This is a genomic window from Amycolatopsis sp. NPDC104819 (genome assembly GCF_055583145.1).
In genome coordinates, this window is record NZ_JBVJON010000004.1 from 683,454 (window position 1) to 702,279 (window position 18,826).

The 18,826-nt window shown below is 72.0% G+C and carries 18 protein-coding genes; 12 read left to right on the plus strand and 6 right to left on the minus strand.

Annotation, left to right across the window (positions count from 1 at the left end):
- Positions 1–4 precede the first annotated feature (4 nt).
- The 4 genes from ACZ63E_RS16075 (at position 5) to ACZ63E_RS16090 (ending at position 4,965) form a co-directional block, all read left to right on the plus strand.
- The gene (locus tag ACZ63E_RS16075) at positions 5–1,342 is read left to right on the plus strand and encodes an ABC transporter substrate-binding protein (protein WP_465336671.1); all 1,338 of its coding nucleotides are present in this window, start codon (positions 5–7) and stop codon (positions 1,340–1,342) included.
- On the plus strand, positions 1,339–2,796 hold the full coding sequence (locus ACZ63E_RS16080) for an alpha-N-arabinofuranosidase (RefSeq protein WP_465336673.1): 1,458 nt from the start codon (positions 1,339–1,341) through the stop codon (positions 2,794–2,796). Before ACZ63E_RS16075 ends, ACZ63E_RS16080 begins: the two co-directional genes overlap by 4 nt.
- On the plus strand, positions 2,789–4,531 hold the full coding sequence (locus ACZ63E_RS16085) for a glycoside hydrolase family 35 protein (protein ID WP_465336675.1): 1,743 nt from the start codon (positions 2,789–2,791) through the stop codon (positions 4,529–4,531). The genes ACZ63E_RS16080 and ACZ63E_RS16085 overlap by 8 nt, the downstream gene beginning before the upstream one ends.
- A 158-nt stretch (positions 4,532–4,689) precedes the next feature.
- On the plus strand, positions 4,690–4,965 hold the full coding sequence (locus tag ACZ63E_RS16090) for a hypothetical protein (RefSeq protein WP_465336677.1): 276 nt from the start codon (positions 4,690–4,692) through the stop codon (positions 4,963–4,965).
- Between the two features lie 413 nt (positions 4,966–5,378).
- Here the strand turns inward: ACZ63E_RS16090 and ACZ63E_RS16095 are convergent, their stop codons facing one another.
- Positions 5,379–5,501, minus strand: a complete 123-nt coding sequence (locus ACZ63E_RS16095; RefSeq protein WP_465336678.1) for a hypothetical protein — start codon at positions 5,499–5,501, stop codon at positions 5,379–5,381.
- Positions 5,502–5,702: 201 nt separating this feature from the next.
- Here ACZ63E_RS16095 and ACZ63E_RS16100 point away from each other — a divergent pair, with 201 nt between their 5' ends.
- On the plus strand, positions 5,703–6,077 hold the full coding sequence (locus ACZ63E_RS16100; protein WP_465336679.1) for an RICIN domain-containing protein: 375 nt from the start codon (positions 5,703–5,705) through the stop codon (positions 6,075–6,077).
- Here the strand turns inward: ACZ63E_RS16100 and ACZ63E_RS16105 are convergent.
- The gene (locus ACZ63E_RS16105; protein ID WP_465336681.1) at positions 5,986–6,927 is read right to left on the minus strand and encodes a DMT family transporter; all 942 of its coding nucleotides are present in this window, start codon (positions 6,925–6,927) and stop codon (positions 5,986–5,988) included. The two genes, ACZ63E_RS16100 and ACZ63E_RS16105, sit on opposite strands and share 92 nt — an antisense overlap.
- An 85-nt stretch (positions 6,928–7,012) precedes the next feature.
- Between ACZ63E_RS16105 and ACZ63E_RS16110 the strand changes: the two genes are divergently transcribed.
- Both ACZ63E_RS16110 and ACZ63E_RS16115 read left to right on the plus strand, forming a co-directional pair.
- Positions 7,013–7,546: a CGNR zinc finger domain-containing protein gene (locus tag ACZ63E_RS16110; RefSeq protein WP_465336683.1), complete on the plus strand. Its 534-nt coding sequence runs from the start codon at positions 7,013–7,015 to the stop codon at positions 7,544–7,546.
- 274 nt (positions 7,547–7,820) lie between these two features.
- Entirely contained in the window at positions 7,821–8,525 is a 705-nt protein-coding gene (locus tag ACZ63E_RS16115; protein ID WP_465336728.1) for an ANTAR domain-containing response regulator, read from the plus strand.
- Here the strand turns inward: ACZ63E_RS16115 and ACZ63E_RS16120 are convergent.
- From ACZ63E_RS16120 to ACZ63E_RS16130, 3 genes are all read right to left on the minus strand, one after another.
- Positions 8,500–9,447 (minus strand): RNA polymerase subunit sigma-70, encoded by a 948-nt coding sequence (locus ACZ63E_RS16120; protein WP_465336685.1) that lies wholly within the window; start codon positions 9,445–9,447, stop codon positions 8,500–8,502. The two genes, ACZ63E_RS16115 and ACZ63E_RS16120, sit on opposite strands and share 26 nt — an antisense overlap.
- A 5-nt stretch (positions 9,448–9,452) precedes the next feature.
- Positions 9,453–10,175 (minus strand): SDR family oxidoreductase, encoded by a 723-nt coding sequence (locus ACZ63E_RS16125; protein ID WP_465336686.1) that lies wholly within the window; start codon positions 10,173–10,175, stop codon positions 9,453–9,455.
- An 82-nt stretch (positions 10,176–10,257) separates the two neighbouring features.
- Positions 10,258–11,136 carry a MurR/RpiR family transcriptional regulator gene (locus ACZ63E_RS16130; protein WP_465336687.1) on the minus strand — a complete coding sequence of 293 codons (879 nt, stop codon included), beginning with the start codon at positions 11,134–11,136 and terminating at the stop codon, positions 10,258–10,260.
- Positions 11,137–11,270: 134 nt separating this feature from the next.
- On the opposite strand from ACZ63E_RS16130, the gene ACZ63E_RS16135 reads away from it, so the two are divergent.
- From ACZ63E_RS16135 to ACZ63E_RS16145, 3 genes are read left to right on the plus strand one after another with little or no spacing between them, the layout of a single operon-like run.
- Positions 11,271–12,662, plus strand: a complete 1,392-nt coding sequence (locus tag ACZ63E_RS16135) for an MFS transporter (RefSeq protein WP_465336689.1) — start codon at positions 11,271–11,273, stop codon at positions 12,660–12,662.
- Complete coding sequence (locus tag ACZ63E_RS16140) at positions 12,659–13,093, plus strand: GAF domain-containing protein (protein ID WP_465336690.1); 435 nt, start codon at positions 12,659–12,661, stop codon at positions 13,091–13,093. Before ACZ63E_RS16135 ends, ACZ63E_RS16140 begins: the two co-directional genes overlap by 4 nt.
- The gene (locus ACZ63E_RS16145; protein ID WP_465336691.1) at positions 13,090–14,304 is read left to right on the plus strand and encodes a metal-dependent hydrolase family protein; all 1,215 of its coding nucleotides are present in this window, start codon (positions 13,090–13,092) and stop codon (positions 14,302–14,304) included. The genes ACZ63E_RS16140 and ACZ63E_RS16145 overlap by 4 nt, the downstream gene beginning before the upstream one ends.
- Positions 14,305–14,315: 11 nt before the next feature.
- Here the strand turns inward: ACZ63E_RS16145 and ACZ63E_RS16150 are convergent, their stop codons facing one another.
- On the minus strand, positions 14,316–14,786 hold the full coding sequence (locus ACZ63E_RS16150; RefSeq protein ID WP_465336693.1) for a hypothetical protein: 471 nt from the start codon (positions 14,784–14,786) through the stop codon (positions 14,316–14,318).
- Between the two features lie 210 nt (positions 14,787–14,996).
- Here ACZ63E_RS16150 and ACZ63E_RS16155 point away from each other — a divergent pair, with 210 nt between their 5' ends.
- Positions 14,997–18,023, plus strand: a complete 3,027-nt coding sequence (locus tag ACZ63E_RS16155) for an AfsR/SARP family transcriptional regulator (protein WP_465336695.1) — start codon at positions 14,997–14,999, stop codon at positions 18,021–18,023.
- Positions 18,024–18,384: 361 nt separating this feature from the next.
- Positions 18,385–18,723 carry a helix-turn-helix domain-containing protein gene (locus tag ACZ63E_RS16160; protein ID WP_465336697.1) on the plus strand — a complete coding sequence of 113 codons (339 nt, stop codon included), beginning with the start codon at positions 18,385–18,387 and terminating at the stop codon, positions 18,721–18,723.
- Positions 18,724–18,826 lie beyond the last annotated feature (103 nt).

Sequence of the window (18,826 nt, forward strand, 5' to 3'; positions counted from 1 at the left end):
CTCGATGTCACGCATCCGCAGTCGCGCCAAGGCGGTCCTCGCCGTGGCGCTCGCCGCCGCACTGGCCGCCGGCTGCTCTTCCGGGAGCTCGTCCGGGCCCGCCGCCGCGACCGGCACCCAGGACTCCGTCGACGCCGCGCTGAAGGCGGGCGGGACGATCACGTACTGGAGCTGGACACCGTCGGCGAAGGACCAGGTCGCCGCGTTCGAGAAGGAATATCCGAACGTCAAGGTCAACTACGTGAACGCGGGGACGAACAAGGAGGAGTACACCAAGCTGCAGAACGCGATCAAGGCCGGCACCGGCGGCCCGGACGTCGCGCAGATCGAGTACTACGCGCTCCCGCAGTTCGCGCTGACCGACTCGCTGGCCAACCTCGACCAGTTCGGCTTCGGTGCGTTCGAAAAGGACTACAGCGCTTCGACGTGGTCGAGTGTTCGCGTGAACAACGGCACCTTCGGCCTGCCGCAGGACTCCGGGCCGATGGCCTTGTTCTACAACAAGGAAGTCTTCGACAAGAATGGCATCACCGTGCCGAAGACGTGGGACGAGTACGTCGCCGCGGCCAAGAAGCTGCACGCGGCCGACCCGGCGAAGTACATCACCTCCGACACCGGTGACCCCGGGTTCGCGCTCAGCATGATCTGGCAGGCGGGCGGGCGCCCGTTCAGCGCCGACGGCCGCAACGTCAAGATCAACCTGGCCGACGCGGGCGCGAAGAAGTGGACCGCGCTGTGGGACCAGCTGATCCAGGGCAAGCTGCTCGCCCCCGTCAAGGAGTGGTCCGACGACTGGTTCCGCGCGCTCGGTGACGGCACCATCGCCTCCCTGGTCACCGGCGCCTGGATGCCCGGCAACTTCAAGTCCTCGGTCCCCGGCGGCACCGGGAAGTGGGCGGTCGCGCCGATGCCGACCTACGACGGGCAGCCGGTGACGGCGGAGAACGGCGGCAGCACCCAGTCCGTGCTCAAGCAGAGCGCCAACCCGGCGCTGGCGGCGGCGTTCGTGCGGTGGCTCAACCACGGCAACGGCGTCAAGCCGTTCATCGCCAGCGGCGGGTTCCCGGCCACCACGGCGGACCTGACGTCGCCGGCGTTCGTCGACGAGGCCGTGCCGTACTTCGGCGGCCAGAAGATCAACCAGGTGCTGACGCAGGCGTCGAAGGACGTCGCCAAGGGCTGGACGTACCTGCCGTACCAGACCTACGCCAACAGCGTCTTCAGCGACACCGTCGGCAAGGCCTACCTGAACGGCACCGGGCTCGACGCCGGGCTCGCCGAGTGGCAGAAGGCGCTCGTCGACTACGGCAACCAGCAGGGCTTCACGGTCAGCGCCGGATGAGCGTCGTGATCGAAGGCGACGCGGGCGAGGTCGCCGGCCCCGTCCCGCGCCGCCTGTTCGGCTCGTTCGTCGAGCACCTGGGCCGGAGTGTCTACACGGGACTGTTCGAGCCCGGTCACTCCACTTCGGACGAACGCGGCTTCCGCGGCGACGTCCTGGCGCTGGTCCGGGAGCTCGGGCCGACCGTCCTGCGGTACCCCGGCGGCAACTTCGTCTCCGCGTACCGCTGGGAGGACGGCGTGGGCCCGGACCGCCCGGCCCGGCTCGACCCGGCCTGGCACAGCGTCGAGTCCAACCGCTTCGGCCTGCACGAGTTCGCCGCGTGGGCCGAAGCCGCGGGAGCCGAGGTGATGTACGCGGTCAACCTCGGCACCCGCGGTATTCAGGAGGCTGCCGACGTTCTCGAGTACTGCAACCATCCGGGCGGCACCGAGTTGAGCGAACGGCGGCGCGCGAACGGCGCCGGCGAGCCGTTCGGCTTCAGGCTGTGGTGCCTCGGCAACGAGATGGACGGCCCGTGGCAGATCGGCCACAAGACGGCCGGCGAGTACGGCCGCCTGGCCGCCGAGACCGCGCGGCTCATGCGGATGATCGACCCGAGTGTCGAGCTGGTCGTCGCGGGCAGCTCCCACGCGGACATGCCGACGTTCGGCGAGTGGGAGCGCACGGTGCTGCGCCACACCGCGGGCCTGGTCGACCACATCTCGCTGCACGCCTACTACCAGGAGCTCGACGGCGACACCGCGAGCTACCTGGCCAGCGGGGCCGCGCTGGACCGGTACATCCGGACGGTGGCGGAGATCATCGACGAGCTGGGGCTCGACGTCGGGATCAGCGTCGACGAGTGGAACGTCTGGGACCTGCGCCGCTGGAACGAGGTCGACCAGGCCCGGCTCGCCGCGGGCGGCTGGCGGGAGCACCCACGGATCATCGAGGACGACTACACGGTGACCGACGCGGTGGTCGTCGGCTCGCTGCTGAGCTCGCTGGTGCGCAACGTCGACCGCGTCACGATGGCGAACCAGGCGCAGCTGGTGAACGTCATCGCGCCGATCCGCACCGAACCCGGCGGGCCGGCCTGGCGGCAGACCACGTTCCACCCGTTCAAGCTCGTCGCGGAGCTGGCTCGGGGGTCGAGCCTGCGGCTGTCGGTGACCGGCGACCGCCTGCACACCGCTCGGCACGGGGAAGTCGACCTCGTCGACGCCGCCGCGACGCTCGGCGACGGGCGTGGCGCGGTGTTCCTGACCAACCGCGCGACGGCGTCGAGCACCGGCGTCGAGATCCGGCTGCGCGGTGAACGCTTCGACGCCGTCACCGCCGAAACCCTCACCGACGCGCAGCCGGCGCCGCTGCCGGCCACCGCCACTTCCGATCCCGGAGGGACCACGATCACCGTGACACTGCCGCCCGCGTCCTGGACCGCGCTCCGGTTGGCGGGTCCGCATGCCTGAGTTCGTGCTGGGGGAGAACGACTTCCTGCTCGACGGCCGCCCGTTCCGGATCCTTTCCGGCGCCCTGCACTACTTCCGGGTGCACCCGGACCTGTGGGCCGACCGGATCGACAAGGCCCGGCGGATGGGGCTGAACACCATCGAGACGTACGTGCCGTGGAACGCGCACGCGCCGTCGCCGGACGTGTTCGACCTCTCCGGCGGCCTCGACCTCGGCCGGTTCCTGCGGCTCGTCGCCGACGCCGGGATGTACGCGATCGTCCGGCCCGGCCCGTACATCTGCGCGGAGTGGGACAACGGCGGCCTGCCGGCGTGGCTGTTCCGCGACCCCGCCGTCGGGGTGCGGCGGTTCGAGCCGCGGTACCTGGCCGCCGTGCGCGAGTACCTGAGCCACGTCTACGAAGTGGTCGCACCCCAGCAGATCGACCACGGCGGGCCGGTGCTGCTCGTGCAGATCGAAAACGAGTACGGCGCGTTCGGCGACGACAAGCGGTACCTGCGCGCGCTGGCCGAGCACACGCGGTCCCGCGGGATCACCGTGCCACTGACCACTGTGGACCAGCCGGACATGCTCGAAGCCGGCAGCCTGGACGGCCTGCACCGCACCGCGTCCTTCGGGTCGAACGCCGAGACGCGGCTCGCGACCCTGCGCGCCCACCAGCCGACCGGGCCGCTGATGTGCAGCGAGTTCTGGAACGGCTGGTTCGACCACTGGGGCGCCCACCACCACACCACCCCGGCCGCGGCCGCGGCGGCCGAGCTCGACACGCTGCTCGCCGCGGGCGCGTCGGTCAACCTCTACATGTTCCACGGCGGCACCAACTTCGGGCTCACCAGCGGCGCCAACGACAAGGGTGTCTACCAGCCCTTGGTGACCTCCTACGACTACGACGCGCCGCTCGACGAAGCGGGGGATCCGACCGCGAAGTACCACGCCTTCCGCGACGTCATCGCCCGCTACCACAAGGTTCCGGATTCGGTGCCGCCCCCGGCGCGGCCCGCCCCGACACTCCGTGCCGCGTTGGGCGACCCCGTCCGGCTGCTCGACGCCCCCGATCGCTGGGGCACCTGGGAGTTCCACGAGGAGATTCCGGCGTTCGACGACCTGGCACCGACACCGCGGCTGGCGTTGCTGCGCACGTCCGTGACGGGGGACCGGCCCGGCGTGCTGACCTTCGGCGAGGTCCGCGACCGCGCGACGGTGTTCTTCGACGGTGAGCCCGTGGGCACGCTGCTGCGGGAGCACCACGACCGCGCGATCGCCCTGCCCCGGGCAAACGGCGAGCTGCTCGTGCTGGTCGAGGACCAGGGCCGGGTCGACTACGGCCCGCGCATCGGCGAGCCGAAGGGTGTCATCGGCGGCGCCGTCCTGCACGGTGAGCCCCTGACCGGCTGGGACGTGCTCCCGCTCGACCTGGCGGCGCTGCCCGAGCCGGTTTTACGATCCACTGTGGAGGGACCGGTGGCCGGGCCGGTGCTGCTGCATGCTTCGGTGGACGTCGAGGTGCCGGCCGACCTCTTCCTCGACACCGGGGAATGGGGCAAGGGAATGGCATGGTTCAACGCGTTCCCGCTCGGCCGGTACTGGCGGCGCGGGCCGCAGCGGACGCTGTACGTGCCACGCCCGGTCGTCCGGGCGGGCGCCAACCGGCTCGTGGTGCTCGAACTGGACACGATGCTCGACCCGGCGGCCCGGTTCGTCCCGCGGCCGCTGCTGGGGCACACGGAGGCCTGAAAGTCGCTCCACCGGAACGAAAGGCAGTTCGACGATGAACCTGCGGCGTTCCTGACCGTCCTTTGTGTACCGCTAGCCGCGGCGGGGGTCATCGCGGCACCGGCGTCCGCGGCCACCGCCGTGACCGTGAAACCCGACCCGACGTACCGGCAGCAGCCGTGAACATCGCGCGCTTCACCATCGGCGGGGGCAACGCGCCCGACGTCCCGCCGTACCTGCGTCCGGGCGGCGCCGTCCCGGGCTGGTGGCGGGCGCCGGCCGGCACCACCCGAGCCGACCAGGACTGGTGGGTCGATCGCATCAAGGACCGCGTCACGAAGTGGGAGGCGTTCAGCAACTCGCCGCCGTACTTCCAGACGGTCTCGGGCTACGTCTCGTCGTGCGGACGCTCGAACGCGCGCACGGCATCAGGTTCTCGTCGGTCGACCCGCTGAACGAGTCCAACACGGACTACCGGAAGACCACGCTGGGCGCCGACGGCAACCCGACCGGCGGGCGCCAGGAAGGCGCGCACGCCGGCCGCGGCGCTGCCTGGGACCACGGTCTCCGCGCCCGACGAAACCAACCCGGACCTCTTCGCAGCCGACTGGGCGGGCTGGTCTGCGGCGGCGCGCGCGGCGGCCGGACGGCTCAACGTGCACACCTACGGCACCGGCAACCGGCCGATCCCACGGGACATCGCCAAAGGCGTGGGCAAACCGCTGTGGATGAGCGAGGTCGGCGGGAGCTGGCTGGACCGGCAGGACTTCACCAGCATGGACCCGGGACTCGGGATGGCCGCGCAGATCACCGACGACCTCCGGCTGCTCGAGCCCGGCGCGTGGGTGGGCCGGCAGCCGATCGAGGACTACGACAACATGAAGCCCGGCGGGGAGACGGCGGCCGGGATGAACTGGGGTGAGATCCAGGTGTCGTTCGGCTGCTCGTCAGTGGACTGTCCGATCAGGACGAACACGAAGTTCGACACCATGCGGAACTTCACCCACTACATCCGGCCGGGCGACCGGCTGGTGGCGGTGAACGATCCCGCGTCGACGGCCGCGATGCGCGGCGAGAATCTAGCGACGGTCGACCACACCAACTCGGGGACGACCGAGCAGGACGTCACGCTGGACGTGTCCGGCTTCGGCGCGATCCGGCCCGACGCTTCGGTGACGCCGGCACCCGCAACGTGGCGCGACCGGACGTCACCCGCACCGGCTTGCCCCGCGGGGTGCTGCTCCAGCGCACGACGGACGCTTCGGCGGCCGCGCAACGCTGGACGCTCACCGACCGCACGGGCCGCTACGGCAACCGCGACCGGTTCACGATCACGTCGGCGGCGACGGGCCAGGTGCTCGCCGCGTCCGGCGGGGCGGTGACGCTGGCGCCGCCGGGCACGACCGGAGCGCTGTCGACGACCGGTGACGGCACCTGGACGTTCGTCAACGCGGCGGACGGGCAGCTGCTCGACGTCACCGGTGAGGCACGGGAGGACGGGGCGCGGGTGGGGCTGTACCGGCCGACGAACGGGCCGAACCAGCGCTGGCAGGCCGTGGCTCGCTGACCCGGGCGGGGCGGGCGGCCAGCAGAACCCCCGCCCCGCCGAGGACCAGGCCGGTGATGGTGACCGCGTCCAGGGTCTGGCCGTTGATCAGCCAGGCCAGCAGCGCCGTGACGGCCGGGGTCAGGAAGAACAGCGTGCCGACGCGGCTGGCGGCCTGCTTGCGCAGCATGAGGTTGAGCAGCAGGAACGTGCCGACCGAGTTGACGAGCACGATCCAGGTCAGCGAGAGGCCGAACGCCGTCCAGTTGCCGACGTGCTGCGTCTCGAGCAGCAGCGACCCGAGCCCGACGACCGGCGCGCTGACCAGGAACTGCACCGCCGTGCTGCTGCGGACGTCGGTGCCCGTGGCGAAGCGTTTCTGGTACACCGTCCCGAAACTGAGGCCGAGGAGGCCGACGAAGCACAGGACGATGCCGAACGCGGAGACGTGCAGCTGGTCGGCCACGGCCAGCGCGACCCCGGCGCCGCCGATCGCGAAGCCGAGCCACTGCGCGCGGGTGATGCGCTCGCCGAGCACCCCGCCCGCCAGCAGGGCGATGACCACCGGGTTGAGGCCTTGGACGAGGGCGACGACCCCGCCGGGCAGGCCGTGCGCGATCGCGACGTAGAACGCGCCGAACTGCACGGCCTGCATGAGCAGCCCGGTGACGGCGACGTGCAGCAGCTGCTTCCCGCGCGGCCACGGCGAGCGCGTGACGAGGGCGATCCCGGCGAGCAGCACCCCCGCGAGGGCGAACCGCCAGAAGGTCAGCAGCAGTGGCGGCACCGCGCCCGTCCCGAACACGGCGGCGATGAAGGCGCTGCTCCACAGCACCACGAACAGCGGGCGGACGGCCTGTTCTGCCTTCATCGGACTCCCCCGGTAACCGGTCTGTGTAGTTACCGAGAAGCTAACAGCCTTGGCGGTAACCTGTCCAGGGGGTTACGCTCACGGGGTGGAGCTCAAGTTCGGCACCGGCAACCTCGCCCTGGACCTGGTCGGCACGGTCGGCCACCGCCGCAGCGACGTCCAGGAACTGCTCGCGACCCCGGCCGACCTGGCCCGCTGGGTGGCGGGCGCGGACCTGGTCAGCCGCCCGGTGACGGTGTCGGAGGAGGGGCTGGCGGCGGCCGTGCGTCTGCGCGAGGCGGTGTACCAGCTGGCGTTGGCGTCGATCGGCGGAACCGGCTTCCGGGCGGCCGACCGCCGGGTGCTGAACGAGGCGGCGGCGGGTCCGGTGGTTCGGACGAGCCTGGCGGAGGACGGTTCGGTGCGCCGGAGCGGCGATCTGGAGGCGGTGCTGACGACGGTGGCGCGCGCGGCGGTGGACCTGCTCGGCGGCCCGTTGACGATCAAGGAGTGTGCGGCTCCGGACTGCACTCGGTTGTATGTCGACAACTCCCGGAAGCAGGCCCGGCGGTGGTGTGACATGCGGTCGTGCGGGAACCGGGCGAAGGTGGCGGAGTTCCGGGCGCGGCAGAAGGTCTGACCTGCGGCGTTTCGGTGGCTGGGGTTCGCTGGGCTGCGGCAGCGTGCAGTGAATGACTCATTCATTGCGTCTGGCGTCATGAATGAGTCATTCATTGCGTTCGGGCGACCCCGAGCGGCGGCCTGCGTTCATCCCGGGGGTACGGCCGGTAGAGTCTTCGCGGACCCGTTGAAACGCCAGCGGTGGTCTCGGTTGACGCTGCTGGCGAGCCCCTTCCCGTGCTCGCCGCTTGACGCATGGGGAGAGGTGGGCTGTGCCGAGCACCGGTGACGGCATGGCGGAGCGGGTCGACGAGCTGAACGCCGTGCTCGCCGACCTTGTCGGGGTCCTCGAATCGGCGTCCGGCACTCCGGGCCTGCTCGACGCCGTCTGCGGCGAAGCGGTCCGGGTGGTGCCCGACGCGGACCTGGCCAGCATCCTGGTGGTCCGCGACGGTTCGACGCAGACCGCGGCCTTCACCGACGAACGCGCGCGGCGCATCGACGACGCGCAGTACGCCGCGGGGGACGGGCCCGGCCTGCTCGCCGCGCTGACCGGCGAGGTCGTGCGGGTCGCGGTCGGCGAGACCGGGGCACGGTGGCCCGAGTTCGTCGCCGCCGCGAAGGAGCTCGGGGTCGGCAGCTACCTCGCGGTGCCGCTGCGCGTGGACGACACGCTCGTCGGCGCCGTCACGCTGTTCGGCTTCGGGGCCCACGGTTACCACGAGTTCGACACCAAAGTGCTGCGCCTGTTCACCCTCTGCGTGGAGACGGTCCTGCGCCTGACCCGCCGTTACCGCGAAGCCCGCGGCCTCGCCGACGAGCTCAGCAACGCGATGGAGAGCCGCGCGGTGATCGAGCAGGCCAAGGGCATGCTGATGCTGATCCACCGGGTGAGCGAGGACGCCGCGATGCAGCGGCTGATCGTGGAGTCGCAGCACACGAACACCAAGCTGCGCGACGTCGCGGCGCGGTTCACGAAGCGGATGAGCCGGCAGTAGGTCCCAGGGCGAACGCCGCCACCAGCGTCGCGTCGTTGAACGCCGTGATCCGGGCGATCCGGTCGCCGCGCAGCGTCAGCACCTGGACGCCGTGGGCCTCGTACCGCCCGTCACCCGCGGCCGCGTACTCCAGCAGTGCGGGCTGGCCGTTCGCGCGTGTCGGCGTCAGCCGCCACCTCCCCGGGCGCAGCACCCGGTGACGGAGGAAGCCGACAACCGCGTCGCGGCCGGTGAACCACGTCGGGATCGGGGGCATCTCCAGCTCGACGTCGGCGCGCAGCAGCCGTACCAGCGCATCCGGGTCGGCTCGGGCGAACGCGTCGACGTACCGGTCGAGCACCGCGCTCTGCCCGGCCGGTTCGGCCAGATCCGCTTCCATCGGGTTCGCCTGGGCCAGCCGGTCGCGGGCGCGGCGCAGCGTGCTGTCGACCGCCGCGGACGTCGTGTCGAGCATCTCCGCGACCTCCGCGGTGCGGAACGCCAGCACGTCGCGCAACGTCAGCACCGCCCGCTGCCGGGCCGGCAGCAGCTGCAGCGCCGCGATGAACGCCAGCCGGATCCCGGCGCGGCCGGTCACGACCGCCGCCGGGTCGAAGCGCCCGTCCGGGGCCGGCTGGAGCCACGGGACCGACGGCTCCGCGGCCGCCACCGCCACCCGGTGGTCGTCGGACGGCGCGCCCAGCCCCGACGGCAGCGGCCGCCGGGCGCGGGTTTCCAGCGCCGTCAGGCAGGCCGTCGTGGCGATCTTGTACAGCCAGCGCCGCACCGACGACCGCCCCTCGAACCCGGCGAACCCGCGCCACGCGCGCAGGTACGTCTCCTGCACGAGGTCCTCGGCGTCGTGGATCGAGCCGAGCAGGCGGTAGCAGTGCGCGAGCAGCTCCGGCCGGAACGGCTCGGTCTCCGCGGCGAAGTCGGGCATGGCTTTCAGAGCGTACGCAGTCCGGCGCCGCTGACCTGGTACTCCGCGGCGTCGCCGTCGACCACCTCGAGAACGGCCTTGGCGACCTGCTCCGGGGTCAGGATCGAAGGCATCTTCGCGACGAAGGTGTCGCGGTCGACGCCGGTGCGCGCGGCGTACCCGTCGACGCCGGCCGTGCCGAGGCCGGTCGCCGGGGTCAGCTGGGGCAGCAGCGTGGCGAACCGGAGGCCGAGGTCCGCGCGGTCCGACTCCTCCGTTGCGTACGCGCACAGGTACCGGATCGCGGCCTTCGCGCTCGCGTACCCGCCGCTGAGCGGTGAGCCGCCGATGGCCGCCCCGCTGGACATCGAGACGACCACGCCGCCGGGCGCGAGGGGCTGCCGCAGCGCGGCGCGCGTCCAGGCGAAGACGTGCCGCGTGTCGACGTGCCAGTTCCGGCTGAAGGTCTCCCAGGTCTGCTCGTGCACCGGCGCCAGGTGCGGCACGGCGCCGGCGTTGAGGACGAGCAGGCCGGGCCGGTGCTCGCGGAGCACGTCTTCGGCGAGGTTCTCCTCGGTGACGTCGGCGGTGACCGGGACGAACTTCGCGCCGAGCTCGTCGCGCACGGCTTCGAGGTCGCTTCCGGTGCGCGCGATGCCGACGACGGTGTGTCCGGTGGCGACGAGGGCGGCGGCGATCGCGCGGCCGAAGCCGCGGCCGGCTCCGGTGACAACGGCGGTGGCAGACATCGGGCTCTCCGGGGTGGTCGATGCGGTGTGGACCGGATCAAGACCTGGGGGAGCGCGGAAAACCGTCGCGAGGTGACTCAGGTCACACGGACTTGGCGGACGGCCGCCGGTGCAGCAGGTCGAACCGCGACCACATCGCCTCGGCCGCCTCGATGGACTCGCTCGTGCGCGCCGGGTCGACCGCCGCCAGCTGGGCGACGATCGCCTGGGCCAACGCCATGCCCGCGGTCAGGGACGGGAAGAACGTCACGCCCTCCGCCGGCACCATCAGCACGTGCTCCGCGGCGCTCGCCAGCGCCGGGCTGGCCGCGTCCGTGATGGCGAAGACCCGCGCGCCGCGGCTCTTGGCCTCGTTCGCGGCCAGGACCGTGCTCTCGTAAAGGCGCCAGAAGCTGATCGCCACCAGGACGTCGTCGGCGGTGAGCTTCGCGGTCTGGTTCGCGAGCTCCGCGTCGCCGCCCGTGACGGCGTGGACGTCGTAGCCCGCGAGCCGGGCGTTGTGCGCCAACGCGATCCCGACGGCCGCGTAGCTGCCGTCCGCGATCACCAGCGTGCGGCATGCCGCGGCGATCGCGCGGGCGACCTCGCGCAGCACGCCTTCGTCGAACCGCCGGTTCAGCAGGGCCAGGCTGTCGAGGTCCCGGCGCAGCGACGCCGAACCCGGCGAGTCGACCCCGCGGTGCTCCTCGGCGACCTGCGGCGCACTCAGTGACGACATGTACCGGGCCCGCAGCTCCTGCTGCAGCGCCGGCCAGCCGGCGAAGCCCAGCGCCTGGGCCGTGCGGGTCACCGTCGCGACGTTGACGCCGGCGAGCTGCGCCAGCTCGGCCGTCGAGCCGAAGGAGGCCCGCCTCGGCTGGGAGACCAGCACTTCCAGCACCGCGGCCGACTTCGGCCGCAGCCCGCGCTCGGGCAGCCGGTCCCGCAGCCAGCCCTCGAAACCGTCGTCGGTCTCCGTCACCTCGGCCCCTCTTTCGATCGCGTAGACCGTAACGCAGGGATGTCGTCCTGCAATGAACGTTGCAAAACTGCGAAAACGCAGTATACGTTGTCCGCACTCCCCGCCCTCGACGCTGGACACGGAAGGCGTTCCCCATGACGCTGCTGGCTCGACTGGATCGGCTCCCGCTGAGCCGGCCGCACTACAAACTGCTGCTCATCGGCGGCCTCGGGTACACCTTCGACGGCATGGACTCCGCGGTGGTCGCCTTCCTGCTGCCCAGCGCGAAGGCGGCGTGGGGCCTCGACAACGGCCAGCTCGGCCTGATCGGCTCGGCGACGCCGTTCGGCTTCCTCTTCGGCGCCGTCGCCGCCGGCCTGCTCGGCGACCGCATCGGCCGCAAGAAGGTCATGATGTACGCGCTGGCCTGCTACGCGCTGTTCTCCGTCATCGCGTCGTTCTCGCCCGACTACGAGATCTTCCTCGGCGCCCGGGTGCTGGCCGGGGCGGGCGCCGGCGCCGAAAGCGCGATCATCGCGCCGTTCCTCTCGGAGTTCGTCCCGGCCAAGCGGCGCGGCTGGTTCGTCGGCGCGCTCGCCGGGTTCTTCTCCTTCGGTTTTGTCGCGGCCGCGCTGATCGGGCGGTTCGTGGTGCCGTCGTTCGACGAAGGCTGGCGGGTCGCGCAGCTCGTCACCGCGCTGCCGATCGTGATGCTGCTGTGGTGGCGGCGCTCGCTGCCCGAGTCACCGCGGTTCCTGCTCGCCCAAGGCCGGACCACCGAGGCCGAAAACGTCGTCGCCAAGATGGAGCGGGACGTCGAAAAGGCCACCGGCGCGGCACTCCCGCCGGTGCCGCCCGCCGACGCCCGGCCCACGACCGAGACGCCGAAGGTCAACCTCTTCAGCGCGCTGAAGTTCCTGTGGAGCCCCGCGATGGCGCGCCGGACGGCGGTGATCTGGACCGTCTGGTTCGTGATCACGTTCTCCTACTACGGCTTCTTCTCGTGGATCCCGACGCTGCTCGTCGAACACGGGATCACGGTGACGAAGAGCTTCGAGTTCTCGATCATCATCTACCTGGCCCAGGTGCCCGGGTACTTCTCCGCCGCGTGGCTGTCGGAGCGGCTCGACCGCAAGCACACGATCGCGCTGTACCTCGCCGGTTCGGCGGTGAGCGCGTTCTGGCTGAGCCAGACGAGCGCGCCGTGGTCGATCACGCTTGCCGGGGCGGTGCTGTCGTTCTTCCTCAACGGCACCTACGCGGGTGTGTACTCCTACACGCCCGAGGTGTTCCCGACCTGGATCCGGGCCAGCGGCACCGGCCTGTCCAGCGCGTTCGGCCGGGTCGGCAGCATCCTCGCGCCGACGATCATCGGCCTGTCCTCGGCGAGCCTCGGCTTCGCCGGCGTTTTCGGCCTGACGACGGCGGTCCTGGCGGCCGGGGTGCTCTGCGTGCTCGTGTTCGGCCTGTCCACCGCGGGCCGGTCCCTGGAAGAACTGACCGAACACGGCGCCCCGGTGGCGACCGCGAAGGAGATGACGAAGTGAGTCTGTCCACTGTGGAGGATCGGGTGCGCGACGCCATCGGGGTGCGCCTGTTCACGGTGCTCGCCTGGGTCCCGGAACGCCGCGCGCTGCGGCGGGTGCACAGCAGCCACCCGGCGGAGTACCCGGTGGGCGGTGAGAAGACCGTCGAGGTCGCCGCGGGCTGGCTCGAGAAGTGCATCAGCGCGCAGCAGCCCTACTTCGGGCCGGACCGCGCGGCGGTGCGGGAGATCTTCGCCGACCACGACCTGATCGAGGGGCTCGGCTGCGGCTCGGTCATCAACGTGCCGGTGGTCGCCGACGGCCGGACGCTCGGGGTGCTCAACATCCTCGACGCGGAAGGCAGTTACGACGACGATGCGGTGGTGGTGGCCGAGTCGCTCGCGCCGCTGGCCGTGTCCGCCCTGCTCGACCTGGAGAAGGAGAACCAGTGACCGGATCCCTGCTGCTGCGCAACGCCCGGCTGCTCGACCCGCTGTCCGGCGAATACACCGAAGGCGACCTGCGCGCTTCGGACGGCCGCATCGTGGAGGCCGGGCCGGGCCTCGCTCCCGCCGACGTGCCGACGCTGGACGCGCGCGGCGCGGTCGTGCTGCCGGGCCTGGTCGACGCACACGTGCACGTGACGGCGTCGACGGCGGACCTGGGGTCGCTGCCGTCGTCGTCACCGTCCTATGTGGCCGCTCACGCGGCCCGCACGATGAGCCGGATGCTCGACCGCGGGTTCACCACGGTCCGCGACGCCTCGGGCGCGGACTTCGGGCTCGCCGACGCGCAGGCGGAAGGGCTGTTCCGCGGGCCACGGCTGCTGTTCTGCGGGCGCGCGCTGAGCCAGACCGGCGGCCACGGCGACAGCCGCACCCGCGGCGCCCACGCGCGGGACGACCACCCGTGCTGCGCGGGCCTCGGCCGCGTGGCCGACGGTGTCGACGCCGTTCGCGCCGCGGCCCGCGACGAGCTGCGCAAGGGCGCCCACCACATCAAGGTGATGGCGTCCGGCGGGGTCGCGTCCCCGACCGACCGCATCGACTCGACGCAGTACTCGGCCGACGAGCTGCGCGCGATCGTCGAGGAGGCGACGGCCGCGAACCGTTATGTGGCAGCACATGCGTACACCGCCCGGGCAATCAACCGGGCGCTGGAGCTGGGCGTCCGGTCGATCGAGCACGGCAACCTGCTGGACGACAAGAGCGTTTCGCTGTTCCTCTCGCGGGACGCGTTCCTGGTGCCGACCCTGGTGACGTACTGGGCGCTGAAGGAGGAAGGCCGCGAGCACGGCCTCCCGGAGCCCAGCTGGCGCAAGGTCGACGACGTCCTCGGCGCGGGCTTGGCGGCCCTGGAACGCGCGGCCCGCGCCGGCGTGAAGCTGGTGTACGGCACCGACCTCCTGGGCGGCATGCACCGCCACCAGAACCACGAGTTCCGCCTGCGCGCCGAGGTCCAGTCCCCGCTGGAGGTCCTCCGCTCGGCGACGTCGACGGCGGCGGACCTGCTCAACCTGACGGGCGAGATCGGCACGCTGGCCGTGGGCGCGCACGCGGATCTGCTGGTGGTGGACGGCGATCCGCTGGCCGACATCGGGGTGCTGGCCGAGCCGAAGCACTTCCGCCACGTCGTCCAGGGCGGCGACGTCGTCGCGGGCTGACCCGCGGCGGCTCACGACCGGCGCCGGCCGAGGCGGAAGTGCTCGTCGCGCCGGTCGGGGCCGCCCACGCTGACGACCAGCTCGCCCGCGAGCACCGCGTTGCCGTGGTCGAAGCGGGCGCGGACCGGGCGCTCGTGCGCCGGAAGCCGGCTGAGCGAGGCCAGCTCCCGCAACCGCCGGCCCGTGGCGACCCACACGAACGCGGCCACGGTCGCGGGCCCGGCTTCGTCGTGGCCGAGGAGCGTGGTGTCGCCGGTGTGGTCACCGAGCAGCAGCTCCGCCGGGCCGATCACGACCGCCGCCATGGCCAGTCCGGGGTGCCGGTCGAACGCCGCGGCCAGCTCCGCCCGGCCGTCGGCGAAGCAGGTCCGAGGTGGCGCGATCACCGCGTCGGCGCGGCCGCTCCCGTGGTGCGAAACCTCGGTGACGACCGTGCCGCGGCGGTGTCCGCACGTGAAGTGCCAGCTGTCATCGGGGGTCATCGTTTACTCCTCGTGGGTTGTCCAGTTGTTGTCACGAGGGTGGGTCACGCCGTTGAGAAAATGCTTTCGGCCTGTGGTTCCGCCGGTTGACAAATGATCAACGAAGATCGTCAACCAATGCGCTGACGTGGTGTTTCCGCCGCGACAATGGGAAAATGGGCGCGGAGGAGCAGGTGGTGAGCGCCCTTCACCACGGCGAAGGGGGTCGGGGTGGAAATCGGGTTCGGAATTCTCGGGCAAACGGCCATGCTGCTGCACGGGAAAACGGAGGTGAAGTGGGCCCAGCCGCGGTCGCGGCAGGTGCTCGCCGCGTTGCTGACCCATCCGAACCACCGGTTTCCCGTCGACGCGGTGGTGGAATGGGTGTGGGCCGACCACGAAAACGTGCCGCGCGGCGCCTTGGCGACCCTGCATCAGAACGCCGCGCACCTGCGCCAGGCGCTGCAGGCGAACCGCGTGCCGGCGCACGTCGGCGTCGGCAAGAACGGCTGTGTGGTGGAAATCGACCCGGCGCTGGTCGACCACGTCGTGTTCGGCACCGTGCTCGGCCGCGCGCGGGAGCTGCGTGACCGGGGTGACCACCACCGCGCCCAGGTCGAGGCGCAGGCGGCGATGCGGCTGTGGCGCGACGAGCCGCTGTTCGACCTGCGCACCCAGCGTGCCGGCGAGTGGCGCGCGCGGTGGTTGCGCAGCCAGTGGTTGCCCGCGAACGCCTTCCTGGTCGGCGAACTGCTCGCCGACGGCCAGGCCGACGTCGCGCTCGGCCGGCTGCTGGAGCTCGACCAGGCCCACCCGCTGGAGCTGAGCCTGGCGAAGCTGCGGCTACGGGCCCTCGCCGCGTCGGACCGGCCGGGTGAGGTGACCGAGTTCTACCTGGCGACGCGCCGGCGGTACCTCGAAGCGGGAGAGCACCGAGCCGCCGACGAACTGCGGGCCGTGCACGAGGAGGTGCTCGACGGCGACGGCGGCTTCCCGCGTCAGGTGGTGCGGGTGCGCGCGGAAGAAGAACCGGAACGTCCGGCGGTGTGGCACGTCCCGCCGGACTGCGACGAGCTCGAAGGCCGGGCCGGGCTGCTCGCCGAGCTCGACGCGTTCACCTCCGACTCCAGCGGGGCGCCGCGCCCGGGGGTCGTCGTGGTGACCGGGGCGCCGGGCGTGGGCAAGTCGACGGCGGTGGTGCGGTGGGCGCACCGGGCGCGGCGCCGCTTCCGGCACGGCGTCGCGCTGCTGGACCTGCGCGGTGACAGCCAGGCGGCGTCCGCGGACAGCGGTGAGGTCGTCGACACCTTGTTGTCCCTGCTGGACTTCCCGGTCGACCAGGTGGTGAACCCGGTGGCGCGGGCGGCGAAGCTGTCGGCGCTGCTGCGGCAGCGGCCGCTGCTGGTGCTGCTCGACAACGTCCGCAGCCGCGAGCAGGTCGCGCCGCTGCTGGGGGTGCTGGCCGCGTGCACGGTGCTGGTGGTGTCACGCTGGCGGCTGCCGTCCCTGGCCGCGACGGTGTCCCCGCCGGTGGTGACGGTGGCGCCGCTGGACCCGCCGGCCGCGACGGCGTTGCTGGAGCGCCGGATCGGCCGCCGCGCCCGGGAGGACCGCCTCGGCGTGGCCGAGCTGGTGCGCGTCTGCCGCGGCAACTCGCTGGCGCTGACGCTGGTGGCCGACCGGGCGCTGGCCCGCACGGGCACCCTGCTCCCGACGTTGGCCGGGCAGCTGCGCGACGCGGACATGTTGCTGGACCTGGGGCACGAGGAGCGGAGCCTGCGCGCCGCGTTCACGGTGTCCTACCAGGCTTTGGGGCCGGGCGAGCGGCGCGCGCTCGCGGTGATCGGCGTCCACCCGGGCGCGGAGGTGACGGCGGAAGCGGTGGCGGCGGCGGACGGCCGCCCGCTCCCGGCGGTGCGGCGGTCACTGGACGTCCTGGCGGCGGCGCACCTGTTGGAGCACCCCAGCGACCTGGACCGCTACCGTGTCCACGACCTCCTGCACGCGTACGCCGCTTCGCTGGCGGCGCAGCTGGAAGACGTCACAGCGGTGCGACGCCGGATGTTCGAGTTCTACTTGTTGATGGCCCGCGACGCGCACCGCGTGGTCTTCCCGCACAAACCGCCGCCGCAGCTGCCCGCCACCAGCCTGGCGTGGCCCGGAGCCGGGTTCGCCGGCGCGGCCCCGGCCCGGCAGTGGGTGGTGCGCGAGAAGAACCTGCTGGTCGAGATCGTCGCGGTGGCCGCGGCGGCGGGGCTGCCGGAGATCACCTACCTCCCGGCGCTGTTCACCGAGCTGTTCATCGAGAAGGGGTACTTCGCCGATGTGATCAGCTGTTTGACGACTGCGATCCGCAGTGTCGAGGAGGTTTTGCCCGGGGCGAGTGATGCCGCTCCGCAGTTGCGGCAGGTGCTGGGCTCGCATTTGAACGATCTCGGGGTCGTGCTGATGCACATGGGCGAGGAGCAGGAAGCGGAGAGCTATCTCCAGCGAGCCTTGGCGCTGGCGGAAGGCGACGGGTTCCCGTTGGGGCAGATCGTCTCGATGGTGAACCTGGCTCGCTGGCACCTGCGGGCCGGTCGCGCCCCGGAGGCCGCGGTGCGGTGCCGGCTGGCGCTGGAGCTGGCCTACGAGCTGGGTGAGCCATCGCTGTGCGCGGCCGCGGCGCACCGCCTGGCGAACGCGCTGGTCACGGCAGGCGGGTTCGACCAGGAGGCCTTGAAGCTCTACGCCGAGGCCCTGTCCTACCTGCGGGATTCGGACGACGTGACGGCGCGGCTGCAGATCCACACGGCGCAGGCGGCGCTGCTGACGGACCTGGGTCGCTTGCCCGAGGCGGACGAACAGTGCCGTCGCGCGTCGGAGCTGGCGCCGGGAAGCCTGAACCTGCCGTCGGTGATGAAGCTGAACACGGTGCTGGCCCGGCTGAGGCACGAGCAGGGCAAAGCGCGGGCCGCGCTCTGGTACGCCCACCGTGCGGTCGAGCTGGCGGACCGGGCCGGGCACGCCACCGGCCAGGCCAGGGCGTTGTCTACGCTGGCGGCCATCCTGCGCGAGCACGGGAACCGGACGGACGCGCGGGCGTTGTGGGTCCAAGCGGCGGAGCTCTACCGAGGGCGGGCCCGGGCGCGCCGGGCGGCGGAGGTCGACGAGGTGATCGCGGAGCTCGACGCGTCGGAGCCGCTGGTCCCCGCAGCCCGGGACGGGGAACGGGACACGGTGGCGATGCTGCCGCCGCGGCTGCGCCGGGAGCGTTAGCGGACAACCCATCTCGGTACTTCGTGAGTTCCTGACGTCAACGGGTCGCGACATGGGAATCCCGAATTCCCTTGCCCACGTTGATCATCGGTGCCGTGACTGTCCACAGTGGTCGACAAGACACCCGGATTCCCCATCGCGTCGCTGGTGTAACCGCGGACACAAATGGTCGAATCCGCGTCATGGTTTCCGGGCACCGCACTCGCACAGGGGCAAGGAAGGCAAGCCGCGCACCGAGCCAGGGGGCGAAGCACGCCATGACCACGATGCCACCACCCGGTTGGCGGTTTATCCGCCGACATCGATGTCGTTCGCTGGAAGCGGACCGTGTGATCAGCTGTTCCGGGGCGGCGATGATCTGGTGAGCGACGAGCACAGAGCCGCGCCTTCGCCGGATCCGATCCCCTCGGACGTCGTACGGCAGCTCGTGGCCGACTACGTCGCCGGCGAAACCATCGAAAGCCTCGTCGGACGCCATCCGTACAGCTACCGCCGGATCCGCACGACGCTCATCGACGCCGGTGTCACGCTGAGGCCGCCCCGGATTCCGTTGCCGCCCACTCCGCCCGGTCTGGTCAACGCGTATGCGGACGGGCGGTCGATCCGGCAGCTCGCCACCACTTACGGCATGTCGTACAACCAGACCCGCAACATCCTGCTCGCCGAGGGGGTCGAGCTCCGCCGTCGCGGGAAGCCCTGACCCCGGCTCGGGGGGGGGGGGGGGGGGGGGGGGGGGGGGGGGGGGGGGGGGGGGGGGGGGGGGGGGGGGGGGGGGGGGGGGGGGGGGGGGGGGGGGGGGGGGG

What these genes read in the sequence shown, in the direction of transcription:
- ACZ63E_RS16120 (WP_465336685.1), bottom strand. Translation starts at nt 9,447, where the DNA reads ATGCCCGACTTCGCCGCGGAGACCGAGCCGTTCCGGCCGGAGCTGCTC.
- ACZ63E_RS16095 (WP_465336678.1), bottom strand. Translation starts at nt 5,501, where the DNA reads ATGGTGTCGAACTTCGTGTTCGTCCTGATCGGACAGTCCACTGACGAG.
- ACZ63E_RS16135 (WP_465336689.1), top strand. Translation starts at nt 11,271, where the DNA reads ATGACGCTGCTGGCTCGACTGGATCGGCTCCCGCTGAGCCGGCCGCAC.
- ACZ63E_RS16115 (WP_465336728.1), top strand. Translation starts at nt 7,821, where the DNA reads ATGGCGGAGCGGGTCGACGAGCTGAACGCCGTGCTCGCCGACCTTGTC.
- ACZ63E_RS16150 (WP_465336693.1), bottom strand. Translation starts at nt 14,786, where the DNA reads ATGACCCCCGATGACAGCTGGCACTTCACGTGCGGACACCGCCGCGGC.
- ACZ63E_RS16085 (WP_465336675.1), top strand. Translation starts at nt 2,789, where the DNA reads ATGCCTGAGTTCGTGCTGGGGGAGAACGACTTCCTGCTCGACGGCCGC.
- ACZ63E_RS16080 (WP_465336673.1), top strand. Translation starts at nt 1,339, where the DNA reads ATGAGCGTCGTGATCGAAGGCGACGCGGGCGAGGTCGCCGGCCCCGTC.
- ACZ63E_RS16105 (WP_465336681.1), bottom strand. Translation starts at nt 6,927, where the DNA reads ATGAAGGCAGAACAGGCCGTCCGCCCGCTGTTCGTGGTGCTGTGGAGC.
- ACZ63E_RS16125 (WP_465336686.1), bottom strand. Translation starts at nt 10,175, where the DNA reads ATGTCTGCCACCGCCGTTGTCACCGGAGCCGGCCGCGGCTTCGGCCGC.
- ACZ63E_RS16075 (WP_465336671.1), top strand. Translation starts at nt 5, where the DNA reads ATGTCACGCATCCGCAGTCGCGCCAAGGCGGTCCTCGCCGTGGCGCTC.